Origin of the sequence: Antrihabitans cavernicola (assembly GCF_008297975.1) — a bacterium.
GTDB classification, from domain to species: Bacteria; Actinomycetota; Actinomycetes; order Mycobacteriales; family Mycobacteriaceae; genus Antrihabitans; species Antrihabitans cavernicola.
The window spans coordinates 193,045-205,389 of sequence record NZ_VLNY01000003.1 but is presented as its reverse complement, the minus strand read 5'-3'; the positions used below and the strand labels follow the sequence as shown (position 1 = coordinate 205,389).

At 64.9% G+C, this 12,345-nt stretch carries 11 protein-coding genes; 6 read left to right on the top strand and 5 right to left on the bottom strand.

Annotated elements, in window-relative coordinates:
* Positions 1-104 precede the first annotated feature (104 nt).
* Together FOY51_RS08175 and galE are read left to right on the top strand one after the other, a co-directional pair.
* Positions 105-791 (top strand): iron-dependent transcriptional repressor DtxR, encoded by a 687-nt coding sequence (locus FOY51_RS08175; protein WP_149429719.1) that lies wholly within the window; start codon positions 105-107, stop codon positions 789-791.
* A gap of 4 nt (positions 792-795) precedes the next feature.
* Entirely contained in the window at positions 796-1,785 is a 990-nt protein-coding gene (gene galE / locus FOY51_RS08170) for a UDP-glucose 4-epimerase GalE (protein WP_149429718.1), read from the top strand.
* Here the strand turns inward: galE and FOY51_RS08165 are convergent.
* The 4 genes from FOY51_RS08165 to FOY51_RS08150 all read right to left on the bottom strand — a co-directional run bounded on the left by FOY51_RS08165 (position 1,782) and on the right by FOY51_RS08150 (position 5,430).
* Positions 1,782-2,888, bottom strand: a complete 1,107-nt coding sequence (locus tag FOY51_RS08165; RefSeq protein ID WP_149429717.1) for a DUF4192 domain-containing protein — start codon at positions 2,886-2,888, stop codon at positions 1,782-1,784. The two genes, galE and FOY51_RS08165, sit on opposite strands and share 4 nt — an antisense overlap.
* 148 nt (positions 2,889-3,036) lie before the next feature.
* Entirely contained in the window at positions 3,037-3,729 is a 693-nt protein-coding gene (locus tag FOY51_RS08160) for a sensor domain-containing protein (RefSeq protein WP_149429716.1), read from the bottom strand.
* On the bottom strand, positions 3,719-4,348 hold the full coding sequence (locus FOY51_RS08155; protein WP_149429715.1) for an MBL fold metallo-hydrolase: 630 nt from the start codon (positions 4,346-4,348) through the stop codon (positions 3,719-3,721). The genes FOY51_RS08160 and FOY51_RS08155 overlap by 11 nt, the downstream gene beginning before the upstream one ends.
* Positions 4,345-5,430, bottom strand: coding sequence for an S-(hydroxymethyl)mycothiol dehydrogenase (locus FOY51_RS08150; RefSeq protein ID WP_149429714.1), 1,086 nt, complete (start codon positions 5,428-5,430; stop codon positions 4,345-4,347). Before FOY51_RS08150 ends, FOY51_RS08155 begins: the two co-directional genes overlap by 4 nt.
* 197 nt (positions 5,431-5,627) lie before the next feature.
* Between FOY51_RS08150 and FOY51_RS08145 the strand changes: the two genes are divergently transcribed.
* From FOY51_RS08145 to FOY51_RS08130, 4 genes are all read left to right on the top strand, one after another.
* On the top strand, positions 5,628-6,578 hold the full coding sequence (locus FOY51_RS08145; protein ID WP_149429713.1) for a PAC2 family protein: 951 nt from the start codon (positions 5,628-5,630) through the stop codon (positions 6,576-6,578).
* A 148-nt stretch (positions 6,579-6,726) separates the two neighbouring features.
* Complete coding sequence (locus FOY51_RS08140) at positions 6,727-7,764, top strand: alpha/beta fold hydrolase (RefSeq protein WP_149429712.1); 1,038 nt, start codon at positions 6,727-6,729, stop codon at positions 7,762-7,764.
* A 75-nt stretch (positions 7,765-7,839) separates the two neighbouring features.
* Positions 7,840-8,880 (top strand): alpha/beta fold hydrolase, encoded by a 1,041-nt coding sequence (locus tag FOY51_RS08135; protein WP_149429711.1) that lies wholly within the window; start codon positions 7,840-7,842, stop codon positions 8,878-8,880.
* A 47-nt stretch (positions 8,881-8,927) separates the two neighbouring features.
* Positions 8,928-11,447: a DEAD/DEAH box helicase gene (locus tag FOY51_RS08130; RefSeq protein ID WP_235916195.1), complete on the top strand. Its 2,520-nt coding sequence runs from the start codon at positions 8,928-8,930 to the stop codon at positions 11,445-11,447.
* Here FOY51_RS08130 and FOY51_RS08125 read toward each other — a convergent pair.
* A complete protein-coding gene (locus tag FOY51_RS08125; RefSeq protein WP_149429710.1) occupies positions 11,437-12,345 on the bottom strand; it encodes a hydrogen peroxide-inducible genes activator in 909 nt (302 codons plus the stop codon). The genes FOY51_RS08130 and FOY51_RS08125 overlap by 11 nt on opposite strands.

Below are 12,345 nucleotides of genomic sequence, written 5' to 3'. Positions count from 1 at the left end.
GCACCCCGATCGATCACCGATGCTGCGGCGTGCCCCACGCTGTGTGCTGCACCGATCATGTGGTTCGACCGGTAGCATCATGGCCGACGAAGGGGTGTAAAAGGGTGAAGGATCTTGTCGACACCACGGAGATGTATCTCCGGACCATCTACGACCTCGAGGAAGAGGGTGTGGTGCCGCTGCGCGCTCGGATCGCCGAGCGTCTCGAGCAGAGCGGCCCGACCGTCAGTCAGACGGTGGCGCGTATGGAGCGCGACGGCCTGCTTCTGGTTGCCGGCGATCGGCACTTGGAACTGACCGACAAGGGTCGCGGCATGGCCGTATCCGTCATGCGCAAGCACCGGCTCGCCGAGCGTTTGCTGGTCGACGTGATCGGGCTGCAGTGGGACCAGGTACACGCCGAGGCGTGCCGCTGGGAGCACGTCATGAGCGAAGAGGTGGAACGTCGCCTTGTCGAGGTGTTGAATCACCCGACCACATCGCCGTACGGCAACCCGATTCCCGGACTGGACGAGCTGGGACACACAGGCGGGTCGACGAACCCGGAGAACCTGGTTCGCCTCAGTGATCTGCCTGTCGGTAAGCCGACGGCTGTGGTGGTGCGCAGGCTCGCCGAGCACATTCAGACCGATCCCGAGGTGATCGGGCAACTGCGGGAGGCCGGCGTGGTCCCCGATGCTCGCGTCACGGTCGAGAACAAGACGGTCTCGGTGCTGATCACGGTGCCCGGGCACGAGGGATTCGAGCTGTCCGAAGAAATGGCACACGCCGTCCAGGTGAAGCAGGTCTGAGAAAGTGAAACTTCTTGTCACCGGCGGCGCCGGATACGTGGGTAGCGGCTGCGCGAAAGTGCTGCTCGAAGACGGCCACGACGTGGTGATCGTCGACGACCTGTCGACCGGCAACGCGGATGCGGTTCCCGAGGGCGCCGAGTTCGTCGAAGGCGATGTCGCGGAGAAGGCGGCCGAGATCCTCGGGGAAGGCGGCACCCCCGCATTCGACGGGGTGCTGCATTTCGCCGCCCAGTCGTTGGTCGGCGAATCGGTGGAGAAGCCCGAGAAGTACTGGTACGGCAACGTCGTCAAGACGCTCGACCTGCTCGAGGCGATCCGGCGATCGGGCACACCGCGGTTGGTGTTCTCGTCGACCGCCGCCACCTACGGCGAACCCGAGTCATCCCCGATCACCGAGGACGCGCCGACCCGGCCGACCAACCCGTACGGTGCGTCCAAGCTGGCCATCGATCACGCCATCACGTCGTACACGGTTGCGCACGGCCTCGGCGCAACCAGCCTCCGTTACTTCAATGTCGCCGGCGCGTATGCCGGAACCGGTGAAAACCGTGTCGTCGAAACCCATCTCATTCCCCTCGTGTTGCAGGTCGCAGCGGGCCAGCGGGACAAGATCGCGGTGTTCGGCACCGATTGGCCGACACCGGACGGCACCGCAGTTCGCGACTACATCCACATCCGCGACCTCGCGGAGGCGCACCTGCTCGCATTGCGGACATCGCAGCCGGGAACGCATCGCATCTACAACCTCGGTAGCGGTGCCGGATTCAGTGTCCGAGAAGTGATTTCGGCGTGTGAACGTGTCACCGGTGGACCCATCGCCGCACAGGACGCGCCGCGGCGGGCGGGCGATCCGGCCGTACTCGTCGCGTCCAGCGAACGTGCGATCGCCGAGCTGGGCTGGCGGCCGCAGCACACCGATCTCGACGGCATCGTCGCCGACGCGTGGGAGTTCCTGCAGCAGCTCGGCGATCGGTCGCACGCCGCACGCTAAGTAGGCGGTGGCAGATCGACGCCGAGCCTGCGGGCGCAATCGAATCCGGTATCGGCCAACTTGCGCACCAGCTCCGGCCTGATTCCGTGCTGCAACGCCGAATCCAGCAATCCGGCGGCACCGTGTGCTGGGTTCGATTCCAATGCAGCGGAGAACGCGATGCCCGCGAGCGGGCCGTCGCCGCGAACGTAGGCGCAATAGCCGAACAGGGTCGCGGCGTCGGCGCGGTACGGATCGGGAGCAACCCGTGCCAGCTCGATCCACAATCGCTCGGCAGCAACAGCATCGTCACCGACCGCAAGCGCCATAGCAGCATCGCGAACCACCCGATCATCGAGTGCAAGAACGAGTTCCGCGAACTCGATCGGTTGCAGCCGCTCCCCCGACGCCACCGTAGTGATCTGCCACAGGACGAGGTCCAGTCGCGCACGGCTGACCTCTCGCGGCGTCTCGACCCGACTTCTCGATCCCAGTCGATCGAAGAGTGCTCCCTCACGCAACTGGTCGACGGCGTCGGCGACGGCGCGCCGTTCCAGGTCGTCTCCGCCGTCCAACAGGCCTGACAGTTCCGACCGCGACGCCCAGATTTGCCTGCCTTCCAACACATGTGCGGCCGCCACACGCGATGCGAAAGGATCGGGCAACACACCGGAGCGCGGATCGCCCAACAGACTCCACCACCGTTGGCCGGCCTCGATACACGCGGTGACGTGAGCGCCGACCAGTTCGGCACCGTTGGCGGCGAGCGAAGCCGCGAGCATGCCGACCACGTCGTCGTAGGACTCACGATCGCCCACGTCGTCGACGATCACCGCCAATGCCGCACGCGCGCCCTCGTTTCCGCAGATGGCACCGAACTGTTCCACCGCGGCGATCATCCGGTCCGATCGGTGACCGGACCGGTCCGGCGGTATCAGGTCGTGACGCAGGACCGCCCCGACCGACGAGGCGGATCCCCCACCGAGGCAGACGATCACCAGCGATCGGTGCGGATGAAAGCCGAGCAGTGCAGGTACCGCGACTATCAGGTCGGCGGGATCGGAGACGCGTAGCGGCTCGCGCCAGGCCTCCAACGGATCGTGTGGCGTCGTCGATGTTGTCATGGCCGCAATGCTGCACCCGAGGCGCGATGAAAACGGGCGAGAAAGGGCCTCGAAAACTTGTCTGTGGATAACGACGACGGTTGTGAACAACCACCGTCGCGCGGCCTGGAAAACAGGTCGAAATCGGTAGCGGTGTCAGTGCTCCGTGTTAGGCGTCGCGCACCCGCGCCAGCGCGTCGGTGAACACCTGATCCAGAGCTGCCGTATCCGGTTGTCCTGCACCGAAAGACATGTACGTCGCCGATGTTCGCACGTCGCCGATCTGCCCGATCAGGGTGAGCATCGACTGCTTCACCTGCGTCACCCCGCTACCGGACGACACCGTCCGCGTGAAAGCCATGGTGTCGTCGGCATCGCTCGGCGGTGGCGGCTGCACTTCGGTGTGCACCGTGGACGTCACACCGTTCTTTTCGGCGGTCAGGTCGAGGCATTGCCCGACCTGATCGCGCAGAACCGACAGCGGCGAATCCGTTCGCAGCAGTTCCACACTGATCGTCGCGCGCGTCGCCGCATCGGTACCGACGACCACCGCGGTGCCGTTGGCGGTCCGATCCTGTTGCGGCGGTTTACATCCCCCGGGATCCACTTTAGCCCCGATGGCGACGCCTGAGAGATCCTCCGATGCCTGAGCGGCCTCCGGCTGCGCCAGTTTCAGTGCCGCGTATTGCGGCGGGAACTTCGCGCTTTCCAGCAGCATCGAACCCAGAGCGGCAGACAGATGACGAGTAGTTCCGACGGATTGTGAGACTGCCGTACCGGAAATCGAGCTACCGCAGCCGGCCGTCAACACGATCAACGCGGACGCGACACCGGCGCAAACCGCCGCGCGACTACTGACCACGCGCGATCCATTCCTCCAACATCGGCGCCTCCGTACCGATGGTCGTACCGTCGCCGTGTCCGGTGCGCACCGAGGTCTCCGGCGCCAAGCTGAACAGGCGCGACGAAATCGAGTCGATGATCGTCGGGAAATCCGAGTAGGACCGCCCGGTCGCTCCGGGCCCGCCCGAGAACAACGTATCGCCGGTGAACAGTTCCCCGGCGTCGGGCAGATACAGGCATACCGACCCAGGCGAATGACCGGGCGTGTGCAGCACCACGATGTCGGTTCCCGACACCGAAATACGTCGACCGTCGTCGAGGTCGCCGTGCTGCTGCTCGGAATGCGTTTGCTGCCACAGCATGTCGTCGGCCGGATGCAGCAGCACCGGCGCATCCAGGGTGGCCGACAATTCCGGTGCAACGGTGATGTGGTCGTCGTGCCCGTGGGTGCAGACGATTGCCCGCACCGTTCGACCGGCAACCGCGTCGACGATCGGCACCGCCGAGTGCGCGGCATCGACGATCACCACTTCGGAGTCGTCGCCGATCACCCACACGTTGTTGTCGACGTCCCAGGTGCCGCCGTCGAGAGAGAACGTCCCCGACGTGACGACGCGGTCGATGCGCAGTTCGCTCACAACACCACCACAGACCGCAGCACGGCCCCCTTCTTCATCGTCGCGAAAGCCGCCTCGACGTCGCCGAGTCCCACTCGCTCCGTCACGAACTGCTCGAGCGGAAGTCTGCCCTGCCTGTACAGGTTCACCAGCGTCGGGAAGTCGCGTTCGGGTAGAGCGTCGCCGTACCAGGACGATTTCAGCGAGCCGCCGTGGCTGAAGAAGTCGATCAGCGGCATTTCCAGGGTCATCTCCGGCGTGGGGACGCCGACCAGCACGACGGTGCCTGCCAGATCGCGTGCATAGAAGGCCTGACGCCACGTCTCCGGGCGGCCGACGGCGTCGATGACCACATCCGCGCCGAACCCGTCGGTGAGCTCCTGAATCGCTGTCACGACATCGCCCGACGACGCATCGATCGTGTGCGTCGCGCCCAATTCCTTCGCCGTCTCGAGCTTGCCCGCGTCGACGTCGACAGCGATGATTGTCGTCGCGCCTGCCAGCTTCGCGCCGGCGATCGCGCCGACCCCGACGCCGCCGCAACCGATCACGGCCACCGAATCGCCCCGGCCCACGTTGCCGGTGTTCATCGCCGCCCCGAGTCCGGCCATCACGCCGCAGCCCAGCAGACCGACCACCGCGGGATCCGATTCCGGATCGACTTTGGTGCACTGGCCCTCGTGTACCAGCGTTTTCTCGGCGAATGCTCCGATCCCCAGTGCGGGCGACAGTTCGGTTCCGTCTTCGAGAGTCATCTTCACGCTCGCGTTGTGCGTGTCGAAGCAATACCAGGGTTTGCCCTTCTTGCATGCTCGACACCGGCCGCACACGGCACGCCAGTTCAGTACGACGAAGTCGCCGACCGCGACGGTGTCGACACCACTGCCTACCTGCTCCACCACACCGGCAGCCTCGTGGCCCAGCAGGAAAGGAAACTCGTCGTTGATCCCACCCTCGCGATAGTGCAGATCCGTGTGGCAGACACCACAGGCCTGAACGGCGACGATCACATCGTTGGGCCCCGGATCGGGTATCACGATCGTTTCGGTTGTGACCGAATCTCCCTTGCCACGTGCAACAACACCCTGGACTCGCTGCGTCATGTCACCCTCCGGAACCGAGTAGAAACTTCACTGCCGATCGCGTGTTCAGCCTGTCACATCGGCGCAAGCACCGATCCCGATCCCCTCCGCTCCACGATCGGGAATTCTGACCTGCGCCGGTGCGTTGGGAGCAGGAAGTGCTCGTGCGCAGATGAGGGACAATGGTGTTGAGTTCCCGCCGGTGAAAGGGGTCGACGATGGACGAACAGTCGAGAATGTACGAGCTGGAGTTTCCGGCACCCAAGGTGTCGTCCGAAGACGGCATGGGCCCGGTCCTTGTGCACGGACTCGAAGGATTCACCGACGCCGGCCACGCGGTTCGACTAGCGACCACGCATCTGCGCGAGAGTCTCGAGACGGAACTGGTCGCCAGTTTCGACGTGGACGAATTGCTCGACTACCGGTCACGTCGGCCGACGATGTTGTTCAAGACCGACCATTTCGCCGAGTACAACGAGCCTTCCTTGAATCTGTACGCGCTTCGTGATTCCGCGGGCACACCGTTTCTGCTGCTCGCGGGGATGGAACCCGACCTGCGCTGGGAGCGTTTCACTACCGCGGTCCGACTGCTCGCCGAACAACTCGGTGTGCGCCGCACCATCGGTCTCAGTGCCATTCCGATGGCGATCCCACACACTCGACCACTCGGCATGACGGCGCATTCTTCCAACAAGGAGCTGGTCAAGGATCAGCAGCGCTGGTCCGGCGAGATCGAGGTACCCGGAAACGCGTCGTCGCTGCTGGAGTTCCGAATGGCTCAACACGGGCACGAGTCGGTGGGCTTCTCGGTACACGTTCCGCACTACCTTGCGCAGACCGACTACCCGGAGGCAGCGCAGACCCTGTTGGAGAACGTCGGCACCATGGGTGGCCTCGATCTCCCGTTGGCCGCTCTCGGCGAGGCGGCGGCTCGCGTTCGCGAACAGGTCAACGAGCACATCCAGGGCAATGCCGAGGTGGAGACGGTGGTGCACGCGCTGGAGCGCCAATACGACACCTTCATCACGGCACAAGAGCAGCAATCGACCCTTCTCGCAGGTGACGAGGCACTGCCGAGCGGCGACGAATTGGGTGCGGAGTTCGAGAAATTCCTCGCTGAGCAGGGCGGATACGACGATGGTGGGACGTCGGGCACCGATAAGCAGTAGTCGATTCGTGCAGAGTCCGCAACCTGCGCGTTACCTGTAACCTGCATTTTTGGACGATCGGCCAGTAAATTGGCGACGTGCCGTGATCGAGGTCTAACATTCGCGGCACGGTCGGCACGCTGGTCCCGTTCAGTGGTTGGAGGACGATATGAGCACTTCGCGCGAGCGGACATTGCGGCGTGTTCCCGACACCGAAACCAGGCTGGTCTTTCGCACCATTCACGGGTATCGACGAGCATTCCGTATCGCGGGTAGCGGACCGGCGATCCTGCTCGTTCACGGCATCGGGGACAGCTCGGCGACCTGGGGCGACTTGATTCCGCATCTGGCCAAGACACACACCGTGATCGCCCCCGACCTGCTGGGTCACGGCCGATCCGACAAGCCTCGCGCCGACTACTCCGTGGCCGCCTATGCCAACGGCATGCGCGACCTGCTGTCGGTACTCGACATCGAGCGAGCGACCGTCATCGGACACTCGCTCGGGGGCGCCGTCGCAATGCAGTTCGCCTATCAGTACCCGCAGATGGTGGATCGGCTCGTGCTCGTCGCCACCAGCGGCATCACCGGCGATGTGCACCCGCTGCTGCGGGTGCTCTCCGCGCCGATGGTCAATTCCTCGTTGCGCTTGATGCGGCTGCCCGGTGCCAAGACCGCAGTGAAGGTGGCGGGCAACGCGATCGGCCAGTTGCATGCCGTCGACATGGATCCGAAGGCGCTGCTGCGCGAAACGCCGGACGTGCTTTCGATCATCGGCGAACTCCCCGATCGCACGTCGTACCTAGCGTTCCTCAACACGCTCCGTGCTGTGGTCGACTGGCGCGGCCAGTCGATCACCCTGCTCGATCGTTGTTACCTGAACGAAGACTTGCCTGTTCAAATCATCTGGGGAGCAAAGGATTCCGTCTTCCCGGTCAGCCACGCCCACTTTGCGCATGCAGCGATGCCCGGCTCACGGATCGCCGTGTTCGATAGGGCGGGGCACTACCCGTTCCACGACGATCCGATCAGGTTTCTGCGCGTGATCGAAGAGTTCCTCGACACCACGACGACTACCGCGCACGACGCCGAAGCGTGGCGGACCATGTTGGTCTCCGGCTCGGGAACGCATCCCGTGTCCACCGCCCCCGCCGTTCGGCTCGCCGTCCTGGACGCGATCGGCGGTGGCGAGCGCAGCGCCACCTAGCGCTTTCCGCTCACACTGCACGAAACCCTTCTCGGTCGTAGACTCCCGCAGATAGCTGCGGCGAGAGGGGTATGCATGGGAACCACACCTACGCGGCCGCTGCACGCAGTGACGGAAGTCGAACCACGCCTTACCTTTCGGACGATTCACGGCTACCGACGTGCCGTGCGCATCGCGGGCAGCGGTCCCGCGATCTTGCTGGTCCACGGAATCGGCGACAATTCCGAGACCTGGCGCGGGATCATTCCGCATCTCGCTCGCAACCACACGGTCATCGCACCCGATCTGCTCGGTCACGGACGCTCCGACAAACCACGGGCCGACTATTCGGTCGCCGGTTTCGCGAACGGCCTGCGAGACCTGCTGGCCGTGTTGGACATCGACAGAGTCACGGTGATCGGCCACTCCCTCGGCGGCGGGGTCGCGTCGCAGTTCACCTATCAGTTTCCGGAACTCGTCGAGCGCCTCGTCCTGGTGTGTGCAGGAGGCGTCAGTCGTGAGGTCCATCCGGTCCTGCGTCTCGGTGCGGTACCCGGATTCGCTCTCGGTCTACGCGTGGTCCAAGTTCCCGGCGTGCCTGCAGCGCTCGAGTCGACAGGGCGACAGATCTCCGCGCTGTGCCGGGCATCGGGATATTCGCGCCCGTCCGTGCTGCACGACGCCGCCGACGGAATGCGTGTCGTCGCGGGCCATTCCGACGCGACCGGGCATCGCGCCTTCATCAAAACCCTTCGTGCCGTTGTGGATTGGCGCGGGCAGGCGGTGACCATCCTGGACCGCTCCTATCTGTACGAGCACATACCCGTGCAGATCGTCTGGGGCGAACGCGATGGCCTGCTTCCCGTCGCCCACGCCCACCTTGCGCACTCCGCCATTCCAGATTCGAGGCTCGAAATATTCAGCGAGTCTGCGCATTTCCCGTTTCACGACGAACCGGATCGGTTCGTCGCAACTGTGCAGAACTTCATCGCGACTACCCAGCCCGCTGCGTTCGATCGCCAACGGTGGCGGCACACCCTCGAATCCGGCTTGCGGACAACCGATATCTCGGGCAGCCCCGCCGACCGACTCGCCGTGCTCGACGCCATCGACGCAACCGAGCGCAGCGCTACGTGAGTGATGACTGTGCGGCGCGGACCTGGGCGGCACGTAGCCTGTAGGACGTGCAACTTCCGAGCCTGATCGACGAACTGCTTGCGGGCAGCGCCGTGGATGCCGATTGGCTCTTCGATTCCTTCACGGCCTGGACCACCGAACGTGGCTTGAACCTCTACCCCGCGCAAGAAGAAGCGCTGCTGGAGTTGGTCTCCGGCGCCAACGTCATCTTGGCGACGCCTACTGGGTCCGGTAAGTCGATGGTTGCCATCGGCGCGCACTTCGCCGCACTCGCCCGCGGTCAGCGCACCTTCTACACGGCTCCGATCAAAGCGCTGGTCAGCGAGAAGTTCTTCGCGCTCTGCGAGATCTTCGGTGCCGATCGGGTGGGCATGGTGACCGGCGACGCATCCGTCAACGCCGATGCCCCGATCATCTGCGCGACAGCAGAGATCCTGGCCAATCTGGCTCTGCGCGAGGGCGCCGGCGCGGATGTCGGCCAGGTGGTGATGGACGAGTTCCACTACTACGCGGAACCGGATCGTGGCTGGGCGTGGCAGGTTCCGCTGATCGAACTCCCGAACGTCCAGTTCCTGCTGATGTCGGCGACGCTCGGCGAGGTCGAGTTCTTTGCGAAGGACATCACCCGGCGTACCGGAAACCCGACCACCGTGGTGTCCGGCTCGGAACGCCCTGTGCCGCTGAGCTACTCGTACGCATTGACGCCGATCGGCGAAACCATCGAAGAGTTGGTCACCACCAACCAGGCGCCGGTTTACGTCGTGCACTTCACCCAGGCCGCGGCGCTCGAGCGCGCGCAAGCGCTCACCAGCGTCAACTTCTCGACCCGCGAGGAGAAGGAAGCCATCGCAACGGCTTTGGGGAACTTCCGTTTCTCGACAGGCTTCGGGAAGACGCTGTCTCGATTGGTGCGTCACGGCATCGGCGTCCATCACGCCGGGATGTTGCCTAAGTACCGGCGCCTCGTAGAGAAGCTGGCGCAGGACGGGCTGCTCAAGGTGATCTGCGGCACCGACACTCTCGGCGTGGGTATCAACGTTCCCATCCGAACCGTGCTGCTGACCGGTCTCACCAAGTACGACGGCGTCCGAACTCGGCAACTCCGCGCCCGCGAGTTCCATCAGATCGCCGGTCGCGCAGGCCGGGCAGGCTTCGACACGATGGGCACCGTCGTCGTGCAGGCACCGGAGCACGAGGTCGAGAACGCTCGCCTCGTCGCCAAGGCCGGCGACGACCCGAAGAAGCTGAAGAAGGTGCAACGCAAGAAGCCGCCGGACGGGTTCGTGTCGTGGAGCGCACAGACCTTCGAGCGGCTGGTCGCGGCGTCGCCCGAACCGCTGGTCTCGCGGTTCGGGGTCACCAACTCGATGCTGCTGAACGTCATTGCCCGGCCGGGCAATTGCTTCGACGCGATGCGGCACCTGCTCGAGGACAATCACGAGCCCCGGCCCGCGCAGCGCAAGCACATTCTGCGAGCACTGCGCCTTTACCGCGGACTGGTGAATGCCGGAGTGGTGCAGCAGCTTCCGGAACCGGACGAGCACGGTCGTCGCGCCCGTCTCACGGTGGACCTGCAGCGCGACTTCGCGTTGGATCAGCCGCTGTCCCCCTTCGCGCTCGCCACCTTCGAGTTGCTCGACAAGGATTCGCCCACCTACACCCTCGACGTGATCTCGGTGATCGAAGCGACGCTGGAGAATCCGCGACAACTACTCATGGCGCAGCAGCACGCCGCTCGCGGCGAGGCGATCGGACAGATGAAGGCCGACGGCATCGAATACGACGAGCGGATGGAACTGCTCGAGGAAGTCACGTGGCCGAAGCCGTTGGCCGAGCTGTTGGAGCCGGCGTTCGAGACATACCAGGGCGGCCACCCCTGGTTGTCGGAGTTCGCACCGTCACCGAAATCGGTGGTGCGTGACATGATCGAGCGCTCGATGACGTTCGCGGAGTTGATCAGTCACTATTCGCTGACGCGCTCCGAAGGTCTTGTCCTGCGCTACCTCGCCGACGCCTATCGCGCGTTGCGCCGAACGGTGCCGGAGCAAGCGCGCACGGAGGAGCTCGAAGACATCACCGAGTGGCTGGGAGAGCTCATCCGCCAGGTGGATTCGAGCCTGCTCGACGAATGGGAGCAGCTCACCAATCCCGGCGCTGAAATCGACACGGAGCAGCTGGCATTCGACGCCGAGACGGTGCGGCCGATCTCGGCGAACGTGCGCTCGTTCCGGGTGCTGATCCGCAACGCGATGTTCCGGCGCGTGGAGCTGGCCGCACTGCGTCGTTGGGAGTCGTTGGCGGAGTTGGGGACCGGACCGGACGCGCAGGGATGGGAAGACCTGCTGGCGCCGTACTTCGACGAGTACCAGAGCATCGGTACCGGCCCGGAAGCCCGTGGGCCACAGTTGTTCCAAGTATCGCCCAAGGCGACCACGTGGGCAGTGCGCCAAGTCTTCGACGACCCAGCCGGTGATCATGGCTGGTCCATCGACGCGGTGGTCGACGTCGAGGAATCCGACGCTCAGGGCGAGATCGTGTTCGACGACCTCACGGTGGTCAGCGGCTAGCGCGTACCACGTCCGCGAGCCGGTGGTAGTCGTCGCTGCGGCCACTCGATCCACGGAAGACCAGACCGATGGAGCGGCCCGGCGCGGGATCGGCGAATCGGGCGATGTCGAGGTGTCCTCGACACGTCTCGACGTCAAGCGCCATCTCGGGAACCAACGTCACGCCGAGTCCGCCTGCCACACACTGCACTACGGTCGCCAACGATGTCGCCCGCGTGTCCCCTGCAGTGTCGGGGTGCGCGTCGACAGAGCGACAGAGATCCAGTGTCTGCTCGCGCAGGCAGTGTCCGTCGTCGAGCAGCAGTAGCGGCAGTCCGCCCAGCACGTCGGCCGTGAGATCGGTTCGTCCCGCAAGATGGTGCCCCTTCGGAAGCACCAGGACGAATTGTTCTGCGTACAAGGCAATCTCGACGATCCCGTGCATGTCGGCCGGGAGCGCGACGATCGCGACATCGAGCACACCCGCACGGAGCGAATCGAGTAGGCGGGCCGTCTGATCCTCGACGACATGCACGGACAGCCCCGGCATGTCGTCGCGTAGTTGCGGCAGTAGGGACGGGAGCACGTATGGCGCGATGGTCGGGATGATGCCCATCCGCATCGGCCCCACCACACCGTCACCCGACCCGGCAGCGGCGGCCACGAATCGATCGGCCGCCTCGAGGGTCGCCATCGCCTGCGGCAGGAGCTCCACACCCACGGCCGTGACCAACACCTTTCGCGTGCTGCGTTCGATCAGCTGAACTCCGAGACCCGCCTCCAGCGCGGCCAAGGCCTGCGACAACGTCGGCTGGCTGACACCCATACGCACCGCCGCCGTACCGAAGTGGCGGTACTCGGCGACTGCGACGAACGCGCGCAGCTGCGACAACGTCGGCTGATAAGTCTGATCGGACAC

Coding starts and splice junctions, on each gene's coding strand:
- FOY51_RS08145 (WP_149429713.1), top strand. CDS start 5,628: ATGGACGAACAGTCGAGAATGTACGAGCTGGAGTTTCCGGCACCCAAG.
- FOY51_RS08135 (WP_149429711.1), top strand. CDS start 7,840: ATGGGAACCACACCTACGCGGCCGCTGCACGCAGTGACGGAAGTCGAA.
- FOY51_RS08140 (WP_149429712.1), top strand. CDS start 6,727: ATGAGCACTTCGCGCGAGCGGACATTGCGGCGTGTTCCCGACACCGAA.
- FOY51_RS08165 (WP_149429717.1), bottom strand. CDS start 2,888: ATGACAACATCGACGACGCCACACGATCCGTTGGAGGCCTGGCGCGAG.
- FOY51_RS08150 (WP_149429714.1), bottom strand. CDS start 5,430: ATGACGCAGCGAGTCCAGGGTGTTGTTGCACGTGGCAAGGGAGATTCG.